General features: G+C 63.7%; 19 protein-coding genes. 10 read left to right on the plus strand and 9 right to left on the minus strand.

What is annotated here, in order from left to right:
* Positions 1-76: 76 nt before the first annotated feature.
* The 3 genes from EJA05_RS28910 (at position 77) to EJA05_RS23305 (ending at position 2955) form a co-directional block, all read left to right on the plus strand.
* On the plus strand, positions 77-841 hold the full coding sequence (locus tag EJA05_RS28910) for a methyl-accepting chemotaxis protein (RefSeq protein WP_371923764.1): 765 nt from the start codon (positions 77-79) through the stop codon (positions 839-841).
* A 235-nt stretch (positions 842-1076) separates the two neighbouring features.
* Complete coding sequence (locus EJA05_RS23300) at positions 1077-2198, plus strand: glycosyltransferase family 4 protein (protein WP_125860177.1); 1122 nt, start codon at positions 1077-1079, stop codon at positions 2196-2198.
* A complete protein-coding gene (locus EJA05_RS23305) occupies positions 2191-2955 on the plus strand; it encodes a DUF2334 domain-containing protein (RefSeq protein ID WP_125860179.1) in 765 nt (254 codons plus the stop codon). Before EJA05_RS23300 ends, EJA05_RS23305 begins: the two co-directional genes overlap by 8 nt.
* 24 nt (positions 2956-2979) lie before the next feature.
* On the opposite strand, the gene EJA05_RS23310 is transcribed toward EJA05_RS23305, so the two are convergent.
* Together EJA05_RS23310 and purU are read right to left on the minus strand one after the other, a co-directional pair.
* Positions 2980-3207 (minus strand): hypothetical protein, encoded by a 228-nt coding sequence (locus EJA05_RS23310; protein WP_125860181.1) that lies wholly within the window; start codon positions 3205-3207, stop codon positions 2980-2982.
* A 2-nt stretch (positions 3208-3209) separates the two neighbouring features.
* Positions 3210-4061, minus strand: coding sequence for a formyltetrahydrofolate deformylase (gene purU / locus EJA05_RS23315; protein ID WP_125465422.1), 852 nt, complete (start codon positions 4059-4061; stop codon positions 3210-3212).
* 299 nt (positions 4062-4360) lie between these two features.
* Between purU and mvaT the strand changes: the two genes are divergently transcribed.
* Positions 4361-4738: a histone-like nucleoid-structuring protein MvaT gene (gene mvaT / locus EJA05_RS23320; RefSeq protein ID WP_110994923.1), complete on the plus strand. Its 378-nt coding sequence runs from the start codon at positions 4361-4363 to the stop codon at positions 4736-4738.
* A 72-nt stretch (positions 4739-4810) separates the two neighbouring features.
* On the opposite strand, the gene sbcB is transcribed toward mvaT, so the two are convergent.
* The 3 genes from sbcB to EJA05_RS23335 form a co-directional block, all read right to left on the minus strand.
* Complete coding sequence (gene sbcB / locus EJA05_RS23325; protein WP_125465423.1) at positions 4811-6241, minus strand: exodeoxyribonuclease I; 1431 nt, start codon at positions 6239-6241, stop codon at positions 4811-4813.
* Positions 6242-6303: 62 nt separating this feature from the next.
* On the minus strand, positions 6304-6663 hold the full coding sequence (locus EJA05_RS23330) for a PilZ domain-containing protein (protein WP_125860183.1): 360 nt from the start codon (positions 6661-6663) through the stop codon (positions 6304-6306).
* A gap of 124 nt (positions 6664-6787) precedes the next feature.
* Complete coding sequence (locus EJA05_RS23335; RefSeq protein ID WP_125465425.1) at positions 6788-7171, minus strand: tol-pal system YbgF family protein; 384 nt, start codon at positions 7169-7171, stop codon at positions 6788-6790.
* A 241-nt stretch (positions 7172-7412) separates the two neighbouring features.
* Between EJA05_RS23335 and pyk the strand changes: the two genes are divergently transcribed.
* On the plus strand, positions 7413-8867 hold the full coding sequence (gene pyk, locus EJA05_RS23340) for a pyruvate kinase (protein ID WP_125465426.1): 1455 nt from the start codon (positions 7413-7415) through the stop codon (positions 8865-8867).
* A gap of 91 nt (positions 8868-8958) precedes the next feature.
* Here the strand turns inward: pyk and EJA05_RS23345 are convergent, their stop codons facing one another.
* Complete coding sequence (locus tag EJA05_RS23345) at positions 8959-9879, minus strand: iron-sulfur-binding ferredoxin reductase (RefSeq protein ID WP_125860185.1); 921 nt, start codon at positions 9877-9879, stop codon at positions 8959-8961.
* A 404-nt stretch (positions 9880-10283) separates the two neighbouring features.
* Here EJA05_RS23345 and EJA05_RS23350 point away from each other — a divergent pair, with 404 nt between their 5' ends.
* From EJA05_RS23350 to EJA05_RS28630, 4 genes are all read left to right on the plus strand, one after another.
* Positions 10284-11807 (plus strand): fumarate hydratase, encoded by a 1524-nt coding sequence (locus EJA05_RS23350; protein WP_023629003.1) that lies wholly within the window; start codon positions 10284-10286, stop codon positions 11805-11807.
* Between the two features lie 337 nt (positions 11808-12144).
* On the plus strand, positions 12145-13104 hold the full coding sequence (locus EJA05_RS23355; RefSeq protein ID WP_125860187.1) for a hypothetical protein: 960 nt from the start codon (positions 12145-12147) through the stop codon (positions 13102-13104).
* A 63-nt stretch (positions 13105-13167) separates the two neighbouring features.
* Entirely contained in the window at positions 13168-15768 is a 2601-nt protein-coding gene (locus tag EJA05_RS23360; protein WP_125860189.1) for an RHS repeat domain-containing protein, read from the plus strand.
* Positions 15765-18218, plus strand: a complete 2454-nt coding sequence (locus tag EJA05_RS28630; RefSeq protein WP_125860191.1) for an RHS repeat domain-containing protein — start codon at positions 15765-15767, stop codon at positions 18216-18218. Before EJA05_RS23360 ends, EJA05_RS28630 begins: the two co-directional genes overlap by 4 nt.
* Here the strand turns inward: EJA05_RS28630 and EJA05_RS23370 are convergent.
* Positions 18206-19090 carry a carbon-nitrogen hydrolase family protein gene (locus tag EJA05_RS23370; protein ID WP_125860193.1) on the minus strand — a complete coding sequence of 295 codons (885 nt, stop codon included), beginning with the start codon at positions 19088-19090 and terminating at the stop codon, positions 18206-18208. The two genes, EJA05_RS28630 and EJA05_RS23370, sit on opposite strands and share 13 nt — an antisense overlap.
* Positions 19087-19677, minus strand: coding sequence for a GNAT family acetyltransferase (locus tag EJA05_RS23375; RefSeq protein WP_125465433.1), 591 nt, complete (start codon positions 19675-19677; stop codon positions 19087-19089). The genes EJA05_RS23370 and EJA05_RS23375 overlap by 4 nt, the downstream gene beginning before the upstream one ends.
* Positions 19678-19792: 115 nt before the next feature.
* Between EJA05_RS23375 and EJA05_RS23380 the strand changes: the two genes are divergently transcribed.
* Complete coding sequence (locus EJA05_RS23380) at positions 19793-20191, plus strand: nuclear transport factor 2 family protein (RefSeq protein WP_125465434.1); 399 nt, start codon at positions 19793-19795, stop codon at positions 20189-20191.
* Between the two features lie 167 nt (positions 20192-20358).
* On the opposite strand, the gene EJA05_RS23390 is transcribed toward EJA05_RS23380, so the two are convergent.
* A complete protein-coding gene (locus EJA05_RS23390) occupies positions 20359-20937 on the minus strand; it encodes a DJ-1/PfpI family protein (protein WP_125465435.1) in 579 nt (192 codons plus the stop codon).
* Between the last annotated feature and the right edge of the window lie 56 nt (positions 20938-20993).

The following is a 20993-nucleotide window of genomic DNA, read 5'->3' on the forward strand; positions in this document are numbered from 1 at the left end:
GATCCGCGAGGTGTCCTCGGCCACCGAGCAGGTCAACGAAGTGGCCCTGCGGGTGATCAGCGCCTCCAACTCGTCGATGACCAACTCCGACGAGCAGTCCAACCGCACCAACAGCGTCGCTGCCGCCATCAACCAACTGGGTGCCGCCGCCCAGGAGATCGCCGGCAACGCCGCCCAGGCATCGCAGCACGCCAGCTCCGCACGCCTGCTGGCCGAGGAAGGCCAACACGTGGTGCAGCGCAACATCGATGCGATGAACCGCCTGTCGGACCTGATCGTCACCTCCAGCTCGCACATCGAGACGCTCAACAACAAGACCGTCAACATCGGCCAGATTCTCGAGGTGATCACCAGCATCTCGCAGCAGACCAACCTGCTGGCGCTCAACGCCGCCATCGAGGCTGCACGCGCAGGCGAAGCCGGGCGTGGTTTTGCCGTGGTCGCCGATGAAGTGCGCAACCTGGCCCACCGCACCCAGGAGTCGGCACAGCAGGTGCAGACCATGATCGAGGAGCTGCAAATCGGCGCCCGCGAGTCGGTCGACACCATGGGCCAGAGCCAGCGCCACAGCCAGGACAGCATGGAGATCGCCAACCAGGCCGGCGAGCGCCTGGGCAGCGTGACTCAGCGCATCGGCGAAATCGACGGCATGAACCAGTCGGTGGCCACCGCCACCGAAGAGCAGACCGCCGTGGTCGACTCGATCAACATGGACATCAACGAGATCAACATGCTCAACCAGGAAGGCGTCGAGAACCTGCAAGCCACCCTGCGCGCCTGCTCGGACCTCGAGCAACAGGCCGGCCGCCTCAAGCACCTGGTCGGCAGCTTCCGCATCTGACCTTCTGACCAAGTTGCCTGCTTCGCGGGTGAACCCGCTCCCACAGGATCTGTACAGTATCTGAAACTGTCTCGATCACTGTGGGAGCGGGTTCACCCGCGAAGAAGCCAGCGCCGCTTCCCCTGCCAGCCCCACAGCCCGATCGAACAAACTATCCTTCTGTAAGGTCAACCTTCAGGCGAATCATCATCGGCGTATCACCCCCGATGACGATCCTGAAGTCGATCCCGGAGGGATGCTGATCGTGCACATCGCCGACATCACCATGTTCTACGCTCCAGCCAGCGGTGGTGTGCGGACGTACCTCGATGCCAAACACCGCCGCCTCGGCGCCATGCCCGGCGTACGCCACAGCTTGTTGATCCCCGGCCCCAGCGCCAGCTGCGCCGATGGCATCCATCACGTCCCCGCGCCACCCCTGCCGTTCGGCAACGGCTACCGTTTCCCGCTGCGCCTGGCCCCCTGGTGCAACATGCTGCGCCGCCTGCAGCCCGACCTTATCGAAGTCGGCGACCCCTACCTCACCGCCTGGGCCGCGCTGGAGGCACGGCGCAAGCTCGGTGTACCAGTGATCGGCTTCTATCACTCCGACCTGCCGCTGCTGGCAAGCAACCGCATGGGCCACTGGTGCACGCCCAATGTCGAGGCCTATGTGAGCAAACTGTACGGCAACTTCGATCGGGTGCTGGCGCCGAGCCAGGTGATGGCCGACAAACTGCGCCGGCTGGGGATCAGGGATGTGCACGTGCAGCACCTGGGCGTTGACCTGGCACTGTTCAACCCAACCCAGCACGACCCCGGCCTGCGCGCCCAGCTGGGCATCGCTGAAACCAGCCGCCTGCTGGTGTTCGCCGGGCGCGGCTCGCGGGAAAAGAACCTGCCGGTACTGCTCGACTGCATGCGCCTGCTGGGCCACCGCTACCACCTGCTGCTGCTGGGTTCGAACATGCCGGCCAGCGTGCCGGACAACGTCAGCGTGATCGACCATTTCTGCCCAGCGCAGGAAGTCGCCCGGCTACTGGCCAGTGCCGACCTGCTGCTGCATGCCGGCGATCAGGAAACCTTTGGCCTGGTGATTCTCGAAGCCATGGCCAGCGCTACGGCGGTGGTCGCCGTGCGTGCCGGCGCGTTCAGGGAGATCGTCAACGAGCAGTGTGGCCGCCTGTGTCGCCCCAACGACAGCCAGGCCATGGCCGACGGGGTGCGCGAAGCGTTCGAGGACGGCGTGGCCCGCCTCGGTGCCCAGGCCCGCTTGCATGCAGAGCAGCACTATAGCTGGGACCAGGTAGTCAACGGCCTGCTGCTGCACTACCAGGCGGTACTGGGCCACCTGCCGCAGGTACGCGCCCATGGCTGAGCCCGCCGGCGCCACACGTAGCCTGATGCTGGTGCTGCACGATGTCGCGCCACAAACCTGGCCCGACTACCAGCCCTTCGTGCAGGCCATCGACACCCTCGGCGGCGTGCCGATGACCTGGCTGGTGGTCCCGGACTTCCACCACCGCAACTACCTGGCCCGCTCACCGACCTTCTGCCGGCTGCTCGAGCGGCGCCTGGCACTGGGTGACGAGTTGGCACTGCACGGTTACTACCACGCCGACGACGGGCCGCCGCCCCGTGGGCCTGGCGAGTACTTCATGCGCCGTGTCTTCACCCATGAAGCCGAGTTCTACGGGCTCGACCAAATGGCTGCCTTGCAACGCCTGCAAGCCGGGTTGGCGCTGTTCGATCAGCAAGGCTGGCCCGTTGCCGGATTCGTCGCCCCTGCGTGGCTGATGAGCGAAGGCACTCGGCAGGCCTTGCGCCAATTGCCGCTGCGCTACACCAGCACTGCCCGATACCTGTATCGCCTGCCAGACTTCACCGCATTAGACGCCCCAGGCCTGGTGTGGAGTGCGCGCAGCCCCTGGCGCCGCAGCCTGTCGAAGCTGATGAACGACTGGCAGTACCGACGCTGGCAACAGGCCGATACGTTGCGCCTGGGTGTACACCCGATCGATATGCGCTATCCAGCCTCCCGCAACTACTGGCTGGACACCGTGCACCAACTGTTGGCCGAAGGCCGCGAACCCCTGACCAAATGCGCCTGGCTTGATCGCCAGATCACAGCATGAAATGCACCGAGGCGCGGTTACCTGCTATTGCTCTCGGTCGGCCGCAATGGGCAGCGGGCGTTCGCCTGCTTGCGTGTGCGCTGCTCGAGCGCTGGCGGCCTCAGGGGGGTTAAGCGCTTGCCACAACGCGGCGGCACCGGGGAACTCGGTGCCGTCCTCGTCGCGCAGCGCTTCGGGGTCGAAGCGCGCCAGGCAGCCTTCGCCCAAGGTCGGGGGCGCGCTGGCGCCGGCCTTGTCGCGAGAGCCTGCCATGGTCAGTCGAAGACCACGGTCTTGTTACCGTGCACCAGCACGCGGTCTTCGAGGTGATAACGCAGGCCACGGGCCAGCACCATCTTCTCCACGTCACGGCCGAAACGCACCATGTCCTCGATGCTGTCGGCGTGGCTGACACGCACCACGTCCTGCTCGATGATCGGGCCGGCATCCAGCTCTTCGGTGACGTAGTGACAGGTCGCGCCGATCAGCTTCACCCCTCGCAGGGCGGCCTGGTGGTAGGGTTTGGCACCGACGAACGACGGCAGGAAGCTGTGGTGGATATTGATGACCTTTTCCGCGTAGTCGCGGCACAGCTGTGGCGGAAGAATTTGCATGTAGCGCGCCAGCACCACCACGTCGGCACCATGTTCCTGGACCAGGCGCGAGACTTCGGCGAAGGCCGGGGCCTTGTCCTTCGGGTCGACCGGCACATGGAAGAACGGAATCCCATGCCACTCGACCATGCTGCGCAGGTCGTCATGGTTGGAGATCACGCAGGGGATCTCGCAATCCAGTTCATCGGTGTGCCAGCGGTGCAGCAGGTCGGCCAGGCAGTGGGATTCCCGGCTGGCCATCAGCACCACGCGCTTCTTCTGCGCCGAGTCGGTGATCCGCCAGGTCATGGAGAACTCTTCGGCGATCGGCGCAAAGGCCTCGCGGAATGCTTCGATGCCGAACGGCAGGGATTCGGCGCGGATTTCATGGCGCATGAAGAACCAGCCACTCTGTTCATCGGAGTGGTGGCTGGCCTCGTTGATCCAGCCATTATAGAGGGCCAGGAAATTACTGACTTTTGCCACGATGCCGACACGGTCGGGGCAGGCAATCACCAGTCGATAGGTGCGCATGAGGGGGGCTCCAGAACTTCGCAAAGGCGCATATTCTAGCGGCCCGGAAGGAAAAACGCAGTATTGATCGACAGGCATCGCAGCGCCGGCGACAGGGAAAATTCGCACACGGCATATCCCTTCTTCGTAAAGGGGTATGGCGATTAACCTGTCATTTATGTAAATTTTTTTTAACCAAACAGCGATCTGGCCATTCACTGCTATTAATTGATTCGTGACTTTTTAATTGTTTACTTGCGAGTATCGCCTGTCTATTATTGCCCGCACTGTCTCCCTGAATATGCATTAAGGAACACGCCATGTCGCTGATCAACGAATACCGCGCCACCGAAGAAGCCATCAAAGAACTTCAGGCCCGCCTGGCCAACCTGTCCCAGGATGACAAGCTGAAGAAAGAACTGGAGTTCGAAGGCAAACTGCGCACCCTGATGGGCGAATACTCCAAGTCGCTGCGTGACGTGATTGCCCTGCTCGACCCGGAAAGCAAACTGAGCAAGGCCCCACGCGGCGCGACCAAAGTCACCGCCACCAAACGCGCACGCAAGGTCAAGCAGTACAAGAACCCGCACAATGGCGAGGTTATTGAAACCAAGGGTGGCAACCACAAGACCCTGAAAGAGTGGAAAGCCAAGTGGGGCGGCGACGTCGTTGAAGGCTGGGCCACCCTGCTGGACTGATACGCGTATCACGCAATCAGTTACAACTTGAAAAACGCCGGCAGCTGCCGGCGTTTTTATTACTGCTTGCGTTCAAATCTGGAACTGCGCTTTCAATTGCCCGGCATGCGCCTGCCAGGCCTTCAATACCGCTTTCCCCGCCTCGTCAGCCTCGGCCCAACTGCTCTGCAACGCCTTCTCGAAGTCACCCAGGGTGTTCGGTGCGCCCATGGCAGGGTCACTTAATCGCTGCTGGCAGAATGCCTGCCAACGCGCCTGTTCTTGTGCGTCGAGGGTGTCGGCAAAATTGCGTGCACGATAACGGAACAACAGCTCGGGCAAGCGCGAATCATCGAACATCCAGTGGCCCTTGGCCAATTGCGCCGGGTCTGTGGTACGTACTTGTTCACACAAGCGCCTGTCTCGATCACCGATGAATCCGTCGTACAACTGTTGTTCCGGATCCTCACACGGGGCAAAGTCTTCTTCCCCGTAAATAATCTCGAGCTTGTTACGCCAATGGGCCTGCTGGCTGGCCAATTGCTCAGCGTGCTTCTGCAATTGCGCCATATCCAGGCCCAACCGTTGTTGATCGGCGGGGCGCACTACCGACAAGGGTGCCAACACCGGGCAACGATTGACATGCACCAACTTCAACGGCACGGGTAGTTCGCCTTCAGCCAATGCTTCGCGCCGCGTGTACAACCGCTGACGCAGCACCTCGGCACTGTCCTGCAGCAGCGGTGAAGTTTCCTGCCCCAAGTCACAGACAATCAGGGCGTTGCGATTACGCGGATGCCAGGCCAATGGCAGCACCACACCGATGTAATTACGCTGGGCAGAGAAACGCCCTGACACATGTACCAATGGTTGCAGCAGACGAATCTGCTCCATCACTTTGTGCTTGCTGCGCAACTGGAACAGCCAGTCATAGAGTTTCGGTTGTTTCTCGCGAATCAGTCGCGCCAGGGCGATGGTTGCCCGTACGTCGGACAGCGCTTCGTGGGCGTGGCCATGGTCGATGCCATTGGCCTTGCTGAGCAGCTCCAGGCGCAGGCTGGTGCGTCCCTCCTGCTGCGGCCAGACAATCCCTTCAGGGCGCAGTGCATAGGCAGTGCGCACCACGTCGATCAGATCCCAACGGCTGTTGCCGCCCTGCCATTCGCGGGCATAGGGGTCGAAAAAGTTGCGGTAAAGGCTGTAGCGGGTGACTTCGTCGTCAAAGCGCAGGGTGTTGTAGCCGGCACCACAGGTGCCTGGGCGCGCCAACTGCTCATGGATGCGGGTCATGAACTCGGCCTCGCACAAGCCCTGGCTGGCCAGCTGCTGCGGCGTGATACCGGTCACCAGGCACGCGGCGGGGTGCGGCAGGATGTCATCGGAAGGGCGGCAATAGAGGCTGATCGGCGCCTCGATCTCGTTGAGGTCAAGGTCGGTGCGCACACCAGCCACCTGCAACGGGCGGTCGTTACGCGGGTTGATGCCGGTGGTTTCGTAGTCGTGCCAGAAGATGCTGGAGCTCACGGGGTCTTCCTGTAACAAGGTCGACCAGAGTCTAGCGGGCGCAGTGGCGCCAGGGCCAGCGTTCAGGCAGAGGCGTTGAGCGGGCGGAAGCTGAAGTAGTCGCGCAGCGAGCGCACGAAATCATCGTATTCCTGGGGTGCCTGCAACAGCATGAAGCCGGCATCGTAATGCCCCGGCGTCTCGTCTTCGCGGCACCACAGGCAACTGGCGGTGAGGTTGATCGGTTGCTGCCCGCCACCGGCCTGCGGCACGCGCAGTTGCAGCTCGAAGTCTGGCCCCACCAACACCGGCAACTGACTGATCAGCATCAGGCCGTCCTCGGAGGCATTGCCCAGGTAGCCGATCTGCTGGTCGGTAAAGCGGTTGTAGACCTTGAGTACGCAAGGCAGTTGGTGACGTTGAATATGACGTTCGATGAACATGGCGGCTATGTATTCCTGTACCCGGAGCCAGGAAGACAAGGTACTGGCAGTGATCGTTACAACTTGTTTAACAGATTAGCGCAGCCCGATGGGCCATTACCATGAAATCGATGACACCTTGGGATTAACGCCAAGGTGTACCTTTTACCGGGCTGGCCACTGCCGCTTCACCCCGCAGATAGCCCAGCCTTTCCAGGGTCTGCAGACGGGCCTGAGCGCGATAGGCGTATTCGTTGCGCGGGTACTGCTGGATCAGGTACTGGTAGGTCTGCGCTGCATCTACGTAGAGTTTCTGCCGCTCCAGGCACTGGCCACGCAGCATCGACACTTCCGGATGGATGAACGGCCGTGCGCGGCTGGCGCGGTCGACCTGGGACAGCTCCAGCATGACCCGCGAGCAGTCGCCACGGTCATAGGCGCGGTAGGCATTATTCAAATGGTGGTCCATGGACCAGCGGGTGCAGCCGACGACACTGGCCGCCATGGTCAAAACGATCAGGGTGCGCATGGGAACTCTCCTTGGATGCCAAGTGTATCGGCGCCTGTATGAAATTCTCCAGCATCAAGTTACAACTGGCGAAATGCACGAGTCCGCCGCTCATCCATCTGCATGTAGCTTGCCACTTGTAGCTTGCAGCTTTAAGCGTGCAAGCGACCGTTGATTCTGCCTCCCGGTAGTGCAACGGAACAATGACTACAGCTCAATTGAGGAGTAGCCTTTCGCTGCGCTTCACTATAGGAGTCTGTGCATGACCATCCGCCGTACCAAAATCGTCGCCACCCTTGGCCCCGCCAGCAACTCGCCGGAAGTGATCGAACAACTGATCCTTGCCGGCCTGGACGTGGCACGCCTGAACTTCTCCCACGGCACCCCGGACGAGCACAAAGCCCGCGCCCGCCTGATCCGCGACATCGCCGCCAAGAACGGCCGCCACGTCGCGCTGCTGGGTGACCTGCAGGGTCCGAAGATCCGCATCGCCAAATTCAGCAATAAGCGCATCGAACTGAAAGTCGGTGACAAGTTCACCTTCTCCACCGCCCACCCGCTCACCGAAGGCAACCAGGACATCGTCGGCATCGATTACCCCGACCTGGTCAAGGACTGCGGCGTCGGTGACGAACTGCTGCTCGACGACGGCCGCGTGGTCATGCGCGTCGAGACCGCCACCAGCGATGCCCTGCATTGCGTGGTGATCATCGGTGGCCCGCTGTCCGACCACAAGGGCATCAACCGCAAGGGTGGCGGCCTGACCGCGCCAGCCCTGACCGAAAAAGACAAGGCCGATATCAAGCTGGCCGCGGAAATGGACCTGGACTACCTGGCCGTCTCCTTCCCGCGTGACGCCAGCGACATGGAATACGCCCGCAAGCTGCGTGACGAAGCCGGCGGCAGCGCCTGGCTGGTGGCCAAGATCGAACGCGCCGAAGCGGTGGCCGACGACGAGACCCTCGACCAGCTGATCCGCGCCTCCGACGCGGTGATGGTTGCCCGTGGCGACCTGGGCGTGGAAATCGGCGACGCCGAGCTGATCGCCATCCAGAAGAAGATCATCCAGCACGCACGCCGCAACAACAAAGCGGTGATCGTCGCGACCCAGATGATGGAGTCGATGATCCAGAACCCGATGCCGACCCGCGCCGAAGTGTCCGACGTGGCCAACGCCGTGCTGGACAACACCGACGCGGTGATGCTGTCGGCCGAAAGCGCCGCCGGTTCCTATCCGATCGAAGCCGTCCAGGCCATGGCACGGATCTGCTCGGGCGCCGAAAAGCACCCGACCAGCCAGAAATCCAGCCACCGCCTGCACACCACCTTCGAGCGCTGCGACGAGTCCATCGCCCTCGCGGCGATGTACACCGCCAACCACTTCCCCGGCGTCAAGGCGATCATCGCCCTCACCGAAAGTGGCTACACCCCGCTGATCATGTCGCGCCTGCGTTCGCACGTGCCGATCTTCGCGCTGTCGCCGCACCGCGCCACCCAGGCCCGTGCCAACATGTTCCGCGGCGTGTACCCGATTGCCTTCGACCCGGCTTCGCTGCCGGCCGACAAGGTCAGCCAGGCGGCGGTCGACGAGCTGCTCAAGCGTGGCCTGGTGGAGCAAGGTGACTGGGTCATCCTCACCAAGGGCGACAGCTACCACACCATCGGTGGCACCAACGGCATGAAGATCCTGCATGTCGGTGATCCGCTGGTCGGCTGATCGGCACGCGGTCCCCATCGCGGGGCAAGCCCGCTCCCACAGCGCCGACATCGGCGTGGGAGCGGGCTTGCCCCGCGATGCTTTTCAGCCCTCAAGCGTGCTCGGTAAATACGTCCGCAAACACCTGATTGCGTGGCACCCCGGCAATGAATAGCCGCCGGGCAAACCGTTCCACACTCGCCGGCGACCCGCACACCAGCGCCATGGTCCGACGCGACATCAGCTTCAACCCAGCCACCGCCTCATCCAACTGCGCCGCCAACACCAATTCGACCGTCACCCCATCCAGCGCCCGTAACTCCTGCGCCAAATAGTGCCCTTCAGCGCTGTGTGCCACGTGCAGCACCCGAATCTCCCCCTGATGCCCCTGGCGCAACGCCTCGCGCAAGATGCCCCACAACGGTGCCAACCCGGTCCCCGCCGCCAACAACCACAGCGGCCGCTCCTGCCAGTCCGGGTCGTAATGCAACGCCCCACCTCTCAACTCGCCCAGCCTCAGCTCATCGCCCACCTGTAACTGCCTGGCCCGATCGCAAAAGGCGCCCGAACGCCTGCAATCAAGGTGAAATTCCAGAAAAGCTTCCTCGCCCGGCAGGCTGGCCAACGAGTAGGGCCGCGCAACATCGCCGCACCACAGCACCTGGTGCTGGCCGGCCTGGTAGCGCAAAGGGCGCTCGGCCAGCAGCCGCAGGCGCAACACATCGCCAAACCAGGCCAGTTCGCTGACCGTGGCAGCAACACCGTCGCGTCGAGGGTCGAACAGTTCCAGCACCAGGTCACTGTTGACCGAGCACTGGCAGGCCAGGCGCCAGCCTTGTTCACGCTTGTCCAACGCCAGAGCCTCGGGCTTCGCATCCCCGGGAATACCGTCCAGGCAGCGCACCAGGCAGGCATGGCAACTGCCGGCGCGGCAGCTGTAGGGCACGGCGTAACCGGCGCCGTTGAGCGCATCCAGAAGATTACTGCCGAAAGGCACCGCCCATTGGCGCGCCCCCACATTCAGTTGGGCCATGTCATTGATCTCCGAATACTCGCCTGATGATCAAGCAATGGGGCCGCTTGGCGGCCCTTCGCGGGTAAACCCGCTCCCACAAGGTCGGTGCATTCCCTGTGGGAGCGGCGGTTCGCCGCTGCGATTTACCCGCGAAGGGCTGCGCAGCAGCCCCAGTCGATGTCACCCGTTAAACCATTGAATAGCATCACACTGCCCACGTCATCAGCAAAAACGATGCCCGCCCCGCAGCCGACCAAGGTCCAGACCACCCGCAGGTGTTTCCCACGGCGGGGCGCGGTATACTGCCGCGCCTTTTTGCCCCGGCCCGACCAGCCGGAGCCTTGCCAGGCACTGCCGACATACCGGTGTGCGTTGTCGGTGTGCCTATTTGAATGTTCCCGTCTTTAAGAGGAGCGCGCTGCATGACCGTGATCAAGCAAGACGACCTGATTCAGAGCGTTGCCGACGCCCTGCAATTCATCTCGTACTACCACCCCGTCGACTTCATCCAGGCGATGCACGAGGCCTACCTGCGTGAAGAGTCGCCCGCCGCGCGTGACTCGATCGCCCAGATCCTGATCAACTCGCGCATGTGCGCCACCGGCCACCGCCCGATCTGCCAGGACACCGGTATCGTCACCGTGTTCGTGCGCGTGGGCATGGACGTACGCTGGGACGGCGCCACCCTGAGCGTCGACGACATGATCAACGAAGGTGTGCGCCGCGCCTACAACCTGCCCGAGAACGTCCTGCGCGCCTCGATCCTGGCCGACCCGGCCGGTGCCCGCAAAAACACCAAGGACAACACCCCGGCCGTCATCCACTACTCCATCGTCCCCGGCGACAAGGTCGAGGTCGATGTCGCAGCCAAGGGCGGCGGCTCGGAAAACAAGTCGAAGATGGCCATGCTCAACCCGTCCGACTCGATCGTCGACTGGGTACTCAAGACCGTCCCGACCATGGGCGCTGGCTGGTGCCCGCCAGGCATGCTGGGCATCGGCATCGGCGGTACCGCCGAGAAAGCCGCGGTAATGGCCAAGGAAGTGTTGATGGAGTCCATCGACATTCATGAGCTCAAGGCCCGTGGCCCGCAGAACCGCATCGAAGAGATCCGCCTGGAGCTGTTCGACAAGGTCAACCAGCTGGGCATCGGCGCCCAGGGCCTGGGCGGCCTGACCACCGTGCTCGACGTCAAGATCATGGACTACCCGACCCACGCCGCTTCCCTGCCGGTGTGCATGATCCCCAACTGCGCCGCCACCCGTCACGCCCACTTCGTGCTCGACGGTTCCGGCCCTGCCGAACTGGAAGCACCGTCGCTGGACGCCTACCCGGAAATCGTCTGGGAAGCCGGCCCGAGCGCCCGTCGCGTCAACCTCGACGAGATCACCCCGGAAGAAGTCGCCAGCTGGCAGCCAGGCGAGACCATCCTGCTCAACGGCAAGATGCTCACTGGCCGCGACGCCGCGCACAAGCGCATGGTCGAGATGCTCAACCGCGGCGAAGAGCTGCCGGTCGACCTCAAAGGCCGCTTCATCTATTACGTCGGCCCGGTCGACCCGGTCGGTGACGAAGTGGTAGGCCCAGCCGGCCCGACCACCGCCACTCGCATGGACAAGTTCACCCGCCAGATCCTCGAACAAACTGGCCTGCTGGGCATGATCGGCAAGTCCGAACGTGGCCCGACCGCCATCGAAGCGATCAAGGACAACAAGGCCGTGTACCTGATGGCCGTCGGCGGCGCCGCCTACCTGGTGGCCCAGGCCATCCGCAAGTCGAAGGTCCTGGCCTTCGCCGAGCTGGGCATGGAAGCGATCTACGAGTTCGAAGTGAAGGACATGCCAGTCACCGTTGCGGTGGACAGCAAGGGTGAGTCGGTGCACATCACCGGCCCTGCGCTGTGGCAGAGCAAGATTGCCGAAAGCCTGGCGGTGGAAGTTAAGTAATCATCGCCCATGCGATATGAAACGCCCGGCCATTGCCGGGCGTTTTTATTCAATTTCATTATTTGGTTTCTGATTGCCGACCTTTATCGACGCCTGTGACAGGGGCACTGCCGATATCGCCAACTGATATTTTTGCCAAGTTTCAACTGCTCGCCGCCTGAATACGGAGTCTTACCTGAACGCCGACAGGTGGAAGTCATCAGACTCCCTTGCAGACAGCGTCCGCCTCTAGACACCGACAGCCATCGCATTGGATCGGCCTTCAAGATTTAAGTACCGCTTATCCCTGATCACTTCCCACTTAAATGAGCCCTCATCTCCCACAGAGGAAAGGCTCATGACCCACTCACAATCCGCCAATCAATGGCTTAGTCGTTTCCGCGTCGATATCACCTCCAACTCCAATCGCGTCTACGCCAACGGCCGCCAGCAGGTGGAAGTCACCGTCACCCTCGAACCGCGCGATGGCCAGACCATTTCGGAACAAAGCCTGGCCTCGCTCGAACTGCTGCAGATCGACGACGAAGGACAGTTCCACATCCTGGATGCCGAACTGCAAGCCCATCACGAGCGCGACCCGCGCTTTACCTACCACGCAGCCTCCGGCGTTGTACCCAGCCCCTTGATGGAGTCCTCGCCCCGTACCCTCCGTCGCCGCTTCTACGTGACCTCGACACTGCCCGGCGGCACCCTGAGCACCCTGTATGCCGGGATCTGGAAGGACGAGCAGAGCCATTACGAAACCAACGTCGCACCGTTCAAGTCGTCGGTGGTCATCGAGTCCATCTCGCCCCAGCGCCTCCCCGAGTCGGCCTTCGAGCTGAAGATGGAAGACAGCATCGCTTACAAGGAGTCCGTCGGGCGCACCTGGGATGACGAAGTCGAGCACCAGGTCGGTTACTTCGGCCTCAGGGACCCCAACACCTTCATCGTGGAAAGTCGCTCCCAGGCAACACCCGGTGGGCGCGCCTTCTATGAACGCCACAACTGGGACCATGCGCTGTTTTCCTTGCAACTGACCAACGACTACAGCCAGCACGCCGAAGTGAGCGTCCATGGTGTGGATCAGGCCTTCGCACTGGATGCAGGTACGCGGGGCCGCCTGACCCATCGCCCCCACCAGATGACGCTGCACCGCTACCACCGACGCTTCTATGCACGCCACTACAACGCGCTCAGCGAAGAGCAGAGCCTGTGGAAAGTCATCGACCGTAACGGCAACGAACATCGCATCGAATTCCTCAGCAAGGAAAACGGCAACGCCATCGCGTTCCAGATCATCCAGGACAACGCCTGATCCACAGGCTCAGCGCCCCGAAAAGGGGGGCCTGGCGTTTCTGCTTCAACCGAGGAAAGCTGCATGTCCACACTGCACTCCCAAGCCGGCAACTTCCTGGACTTCCTGAAGACCGGTGTAGACCAACGCACCGGCCAGTTCACCCTGGCCATCGCCCTGCCCCTGCCACCGGCCAACCAACTCTGCGGCCCCACCCTGCCCCTGACACTCAGCTTCAACCTGCTGAACTCCGCGCTCGATCGCGGTTATGGCCAAGGCTGGGCCCTGGGCCTGTCGGAAATCGATCTGGACCAGAAAGCAGCAAGGCTGCGCCTGAGTTCGGGCGAGCAGTTCGCCGTCGACCTGGGTGCCTCCCCGTTCACCGTCAATGGCCGACTGGCGTTGCGCGATCAGAAGCTGGCCACCTTCCTGGTGACCTGGCAGGCCGACGGCAGCCTGCGCGTCGACCACAAGTCCGGGGAATGCGAGATTCTCAGGCGCCAGGACAGCGACAGCGGCCGCTACCTGTTGGCCGAGCTGCGCTCCCCGGAAGGTCGCCGGCTGTTCTTCGACTGGCTGCCGTTCGCCGAGGGCGATTACAGGCTCCAGCAGATCCGCGACGAGCAACGCACCCTGCTGAGCCTGGAGGATCGCCAGGGCGAGCTGCACTTCATCCTGAACCCACACAGCGAGCAGTCCGCTACCTTGCGCGCGCTGCTCAGCAATGACTGGCTGACCGAGGTCCATCTACCTGGTGTCGACGAACCGTTGAGCATCGACTACGAGCCCATCGACCTTGCCGGCGCGACGACCCTGTTGCTGCCCAGCTACATCCGCAGCCCGCTGGGTGCCGAGGACTTCGTGCACTGGGCCTGCGACAGCGATGGCCATCACCTGCCGCCGGGGGCACCCTTCCCCTACCTGCCTCGGGTGACGGCCTGGACCCATGCCACAGGCCGCAATGGCAACGAACTCAACCGGAGCTATACCTGGCTCGGCGAACACAACTTTCTGGGCTTCGGCAGCGACCAGGCCTTCGTGTGGCACACCGGCCGAGACAACCTGTACCAAGTCGAAGGCGACTATCGCTACGAAGTCATCGAAACCTTGAGCGACGGCGACGGCCGGGCCCTTGGCAGCCATCACTTCACCTGGGACCGTCATCACCTGCTGGTCAGCGAAGTGACGCGCCAAGGCCTGTGTGAAACACGCAGGACCACCACCCATGGCGTGGACCCGAGCCTCACCTGGGAACAGCAGCCGGCCTGGTGCCAGTTGCCCCTGCAGGTCTGTATGACCTACATCGACCATGCCCGCGATGGCGCCAGCCGCACCGAGACCACTACCTACCGATACGATGATGCAGGCAACATCCTGCACGTGCGCTACCCCAGCGGTGTCGAGGAACACAACAGCTACTACCCGGCGACAGGCGCCGACGGTTGCCCAGCCGATGCCCTGGGCAGGGTGCGCTGGCTCAGGCACAAGACCGTGATGCCGGCTCCGGCTGACGGCCAGGCCCCCACACTAGGCACCCTGTATACGTACCAGGCTCTGCCATCGCTGCTCGAGGGCGAACCTGCCCACACCGTGGTGGCACGCGAACAGGGCTGGGATGAGAGCGAGCAACGCCTGCTGGAATCCACCAGCCAGGCCTACTGCACCGCACCAGGTCCCGGCTACGGGCGGCTGGCCGGCAGCGCCACGACCCTGAACGGCAAGACCACCACGACCGAATACCGCTACCGCACCGAACACGACGAGCTGGTCACGCAGACCACGCTCATCGGCTTCGAAAACGACGCCGAGAACCGCTCGACCCGCAGCGATGCCCGCTCGCTGCTGAGCGGCCTGACCACCTGGGAGCGTGACGAAGCAGGGGCACTCACGACCTACGCCCATGACGCGCTCGGCCGGATCGTGCGCACCATCACGGCCGCCAACAGCCCCTACCAGGCCGAGCGCCAGGCCAGCTACCACCTGGGCGACGCCGTCGCCAGGCAAGCCGGCAGCGGCGAGGCGCTCAACCCCGTGATGATCGAACAGGTCGAGATCACCGGTCGCCGCCAACGGCAGTGGCTCGATGGCGATGGACGAACGGTCAGGGTGGAGTTGGAAGATATCCAACAGGCACCCGGCACCTTCAGGACCGTCGCTCACACGCAGTTTGACGCGATGGGCCGTCCGGTCAGCGAGACGGCCGTCGACTGGCTCGGCGAAGGCATTGCACCACTACGCCTGACTACCACCACCGCCTACGACGACTGGGGTCAGGCCGCACTCAGCATCAGCCCAGAAGGCATCGAGCGCCATGTTCGCCATGACCCGGTTCGCCAGCGTACCGAGCACTGGCAGGTTGCCGCAGGGCGCAACGGTCCGCGCCAGGTCATCGAGCTGAATGCGGCCGGCAGCCCTGCCCGACAACAGCATTTCGACAGCGACGGCCGGCTGGTGCGCACCTTGAAGCTCACACGCGACGGCCTGGACCGGGTCATCGAGGAGCGCCTCACCGCCCCAGGCGCTACCGACATCGTCAACCGCAAGCGCTACGACCACTACTCCCGGCTGGTCGAGCACCAACTGCCCGACGGTACCCGCCTGGCCTGGACCTTCGCCGCCCACAGCGATGACCAGCACGTGGAATCCATTGCCATCACTCCCGCACCAGCGCAGGCCCCCGCATGACCACCGACACCCTGATTCTCGGTCGCCAGACCTTCGACGGCCTCGGCCGCCAGCGCTCGGTGCAAGTCGCCGGGCGCAGCACCCACTACCACTACCGCGCCGGGCAGCTACCGCCCAGCGCCAACACCTTGGCCGATGGCAAGCGCGTGGCCTTCACCTACGAGCCACAACTGGGTAATGCATTGCTTGGCAGCCACGCCGAGGGCGCCACACAGCAACGACTCGACTACCACCCCACGCTCGGCCTGCCGTGCACCGCCAGTGGCGAGCTGGGCAGCCAGCATTGGAGCTTTGACGCAGCGGGCCTGCCACTGCGTGACGCATGGCAGGTCGATGGCGAGGAGCACAGCACCCAATGGCGCTACTCGCTCAATGGCCTGCTGCTGGGTTTCACCGACAGCGGCGCAGTGGAGCACCAGCGTCAGCACGATGGGTTCGGCCGGCTCAGTGTGCTCAAAGTCGGCGAAGTGACGACCACTTTTGCCTACGACGCCTTCTCCCGCCTCGACACCCTGACCACCCAGGACCCCGTCGCTGACCGTCGGCTCACGCGAAAAACCACTTACGACAGCCTGGGCCGCGAACATCGCAACACCTTCACCGTGGTCCAGGACGGCAACCCCCGGACCTTCACCCAGACCCTCGCCTACTCGGGCCTGGACCAACTCATCTCACGCACCTGGCACGACGGCGAGCAGCAGGGCGAAGAGACCTTCGCCTATGACCTGCGCGGACGCCTGGTGCTCTACCGGGCCGACCTGCACGCCGCGCCGCAAGCCCCCTTCGGTAACCGGGTCGTAGAACAGCGCTTCAGCTTCAACGCCCTGAACGGCCATACCCAGATCATCAGTGCCTTTGCCGATGGCAGCCGTGACGAGGCTCGGTTCAGCTACGCCGCACACGACCCCACCCAGGTAGTCTCGATCACCCATACCCATCCATCCTGGCCCGAACGGATCGACCTCACCTACGATGCGTGCGGCCGGCTGATCGCCGACAGCCTGGGCCGTCAGTTGGCCTGGGACGCGCATGAGCGGCTGGCACGGGTGCAGCTTGATGGCCAAACCTGCGAATACCGCTACGACGCCAGCGGCCACCTGTGCGACCGGGTGCTCGATGGCCAGCTCGATCGCAGCTTCTTCAGCGCCGATCAACTGACCCACGCGCAACAGTCTGGTCAACGCCACGGCCTGGTGGGTGATGGTGCCTCGCTGTTCGCGATCAACCACCCAGGCGCCGCTACCACCCTGCTGGGCTGCGACGGCCAGGGCAGCGTACGCCTGGAAGTGGACGACGATGTTCGCCAACGCCGCTACACCGCTCACGGCTGCGGGCCAGACGGTTCGGCCGTGTCCCGGTTCGGCTTTACCGGGGAGCGCCAGGAGCCGCTGACCAACTGGCTGATACCCGGTGGCTATCGCCCCTACGATCCGCTGTTGATGATTTTCCTCGCTCCCGACAGCGAAAGCCCGTTCGGCCGTGGTGGCATCAATGCCTACGCCTACTGCGGCGGCGACCCGGTCAACCGCATCGACCCGGATGGCCACAGCTGGATGAGCTGGACCTTGGCCGGCATCGGCCTGGCCATGGGCGCCGCGGCCTCCCTGGCCAGCCTGGGCAGCGCCGCCCCGGCCGTCGCCGCCGTCCTCGCCGGAGGCCTGGGCGCCCTCAGCGCCAACAGTGCCCTGGCAATCGGCACCGCCGCCCTCAGTGCCGTTTCCCTCGGCACCGGCGCCGCTGGTGCCGCCCTGCAAACCAGCGATGCCGACAGCAAGGCCGCCAGCGTGCTTGGCTGGATCTCCCTGGGCGCCGGCATTGCCAGCGCGGTGACGGGCATGGCGCCTGCTGCGGCCAAATGGGCCGCCGGGCTCGCGAACAGTTCAGGTCGCGCGGCCAGCAAACTTGCTCAATTCAAGCCCTACAGAATAGGGCCGGGTGACGGCCAGCGCCCCGCCACGGTGCTGTTCGGCAGGGCCAAGGACAGCAGCGATGTGGCCTTCATCCCGAACTTGTATGCAGAGAACACCGCGGCATTCGTGACTCACGGCCACCCGCTGGGCATGCTGATGAATGCCCAGGGCCAAGCCGACGATGCCATCAACATCGCCAGGAACCTGATCGCACCACGCCTGGCCGAGATGGGCTACCCGGCCGAGCAGAAGATCGTGCTACTGGCGTGCTGGGGCGGCAAGAGCGGTGCGGCGCAGAAGATCGCCAATGAGCTGCGTCGGCCCGTGGAAGCCTACAACCAGAAGATTTTCCTGCGAGGGGCCGCCGCCCTGCAGATGCCTCGAACGTACGAACCGCTCTGGAACAAGGGCTTCAACAACATTCCTGTCTACAAGCCCTCTTTGGCAAGCAGGGCCTGGAGCCGGTTGCACGGCCATTTCCCGGCTTTTGCCGACAAACCCTACTCGGTTGCCAGCAGCAAGCTCTATCACCCTGGCTGAGCGACGCAAGCAGACAACTGTTCCGGCCAGTCCCGCCGGGTGAGGACCTGCCCTTCCTGCCTCACCCGACGGAGCTGAACAAGGTCAAGCTCGCACGACAACCATTGGCTGCCAGGCGGATCAAGCTCGGTGCTCAGTGCGATCACGCCATCCGCCGGCATGCCATGGTCCGGCGGCACGAACAACCCGGCGCGGCCGACATTCACGTCCAGCGCCGGCGACCAGCTCGCCTGCCCCACGGTCGGGCTCTGCAACACGGCGATCTGGCTCTCCAGCGCCCGGGCCTGAGCACCGATGCGCACGCGGTGATAGCCGGCCTCGGTGTCGGTGCAACTGGGCGCCAGGATCAGGTCGGCACCGGCCTCGGCCAGGTGCCTGGCGAGCAGGGGAAATTCGTTGTCGTAGCAGATCAGGATGCCCAACCGCCCCAGCGCCGTGTCGAACACCCGCAGCCCTCGCCCGGGGGCGATGTCCCACTGCTCGCGCTCGAAGCGCGTCATCATCAGCTTGTCCTGGTGGCCTAGCCGCCCCTCGGGGCCAAACAAAAAGGCGCGGTTGCGGTAGCGGCCATCGATACCCAGTACTGGTGCGCTGCCGGGCTGCAAATAGATGCCCCGACGCCGGGCGATGCCTTCGCACAACGCCAGCCAAGGCTCGATCAGCGGCTGAACCCCAGCGATCGAGCCCTTCAGGTCACTGCGCTGGGCGGCAGGCAACTGGCCGCTGAGCACCAGCCCTGCGTACTCAGGCAACAGCAGCAGTTGCGCGCCCTGCCCGGCGGCCTCGGCGCACAGCCGTTCAAGGTGCGCCGCATAAGCCTCCCAGGTTTCGAACAGCTCGATGGCGTACTGGCAGGCGGCGAGGCGAATCATGCCGGCAACGCCTTGAGCCAGAACGACATGATCTTGCTCGTTTGCTCCTGCTCGTCGAGGTCGCGCCAACTGTAAGTCGTGCGCAGCGAGGGCTCATGCAGAAAGCCACGGTTGCGCCAGAAGCCATGCAAGGGTTTGTAGTCCGAAGGCCTGCGCGGATGCCCGGCCGGGCGCTCCACCGCGCAGAAGGCGCAGCAGTCGAACTCGGCCAGTTTGTGCGCATAGGATTCGCGCTCGATGAAAAAGCGCACGCCCAGGCCCTGGCCACGGTAGGCCGGCAGCAGCACCGACTCACCGAAGTAGTAGACCGAGGCCGGGTCACGGCCCTGGGCCAGGAACGGCTGCTGGAACTCGGGCGTCTCGTCCACCAGCGGCAGGCCGGTTGAAGCGCCGACCACCTGGCCGCCGTCCAGCGCCAGCACTGCCAGGCTGCGCCCGGACTGGGCATAGGTGGCCAGGTAGTCGGCTTCGTAGGCTTCAGTGCCTTGGTAAAGGTAGGGAAACTCGCGGAACACCGTCAGGCGCAGGCGAGCGAGGTCATCGATGTAAGGCGCGATGGCGGCGCCATGGAGCAGGCGAATTTCCATGGGGGGCGGTCGTTTTGTCGATGTGGATGACGCGCTCGGCTAAGCCGGGCCTGAGGGGAAACCCTATCATCGGGCCCAAGCCATTCCCTTTCCCCTGCGCGACAGGTATTTCTCCATGACCGCTACCGAACTCGTCACCGCCTACTACAACGCCTTCAACGCCGGCGACATGCCCGCCTTCCTCGCCCTGCTCAGCGAAGACGTGATCCATGACATCAATCAGGGCGAGCGGCAGATGGGCAAGGCCAGGTTTGCCGCGTTCATGGACAAGATGAACCGCTGCTACCGCGAGCGGCTGGCCGATCTGGTGGTGATGCAGAACGCCGAAGGCAACCGCGCGGCGGCGGAGTTCACCGTGCATGGCGAGTACCTGGCCGACGATGAAGGGTTGCCGCCGGCCAATGGGCAAAAGTATGTGCTGGCGGCGGGGGCGTTCTTCTACATTCACTGCGGCAAGATTGCCAGGGTGAGCAACTACTACAACCTCAATGACTGGGTCGAGCAGGTGGGCTGAAAGATCAGCGGAGCCTGGCAAGCATGTCGCGTACCCTGTGGGAGCGGGTTTACCCGCGAAGCAAGCGACGCGGTAAATGGCACCGGCTTCGCCGGTGTTCGCGGCTAAAGCCGCTCCCACAGGCCCCTGCTAAATCAACCACTCATGTGCAGTTCTGTGGCAGAAGGTCAGGCGATCCTCGTCCCCAGCACCTTGAGAAACGCCGCCAGCCAAGCCGGATGAGCAGGCCACGCCGGCGCGGTCACCAGGTTGCCATCCACATGCGCCTGGTCCACCGCGATGTCGATGAACTTGCCACCCGCCAGCCGCACTTCCGGCGCACACGCCGGGTAGGCGCTGCACTCGCGGCCTTCCAGCACCCCGGCCGCCGCCAGCAACTGCGCACCATGGCACACCGCTGCAATCGGCTTGCCCGCCTGGTCGAACGCCCGCACCAGTTCCAGCACTTTGTCATTCAGGCGCAGGTACTCCGGTGCCCGCCCGCCAGGGATCAGCAGCGCGTCATAGCTTTCGGCCCGCACCTGGACGAAGTCGTAGTTCAGGGCAAAGTTGTGCCCGGGCTTCTCGCTGTAGGTCTGCTCTCCCTCGAAGTCGTGGATCGCCGTACGCACGGTCTGCCCCGCGATCTTCTCCGGGCATACCGCATGGACGGTATGGCCCACCATGGCCAAGGCCTGGAACGGCACCATCACCTCGTAGTCTTCGACGTAGTCACCGACCAGCATGAGAATCTTCTTCGCCGTCATCGCATCCACTCCTTCCGTTGCATGGGAACAATCCCAGCACGATAGTCCGCTTTGCC

Source organism: Pseudomonas oryziphila (genome assembly GCF_003940825.1).
GTDB classification, from domain to species: domain Bacteria; phylum Pseudomonadota; class Gammaproteobacteria; order Pseudomonadales; family Pseudomonadaceae; genus Aquipseudomonas; species Aquipseudomonas sichuanensis.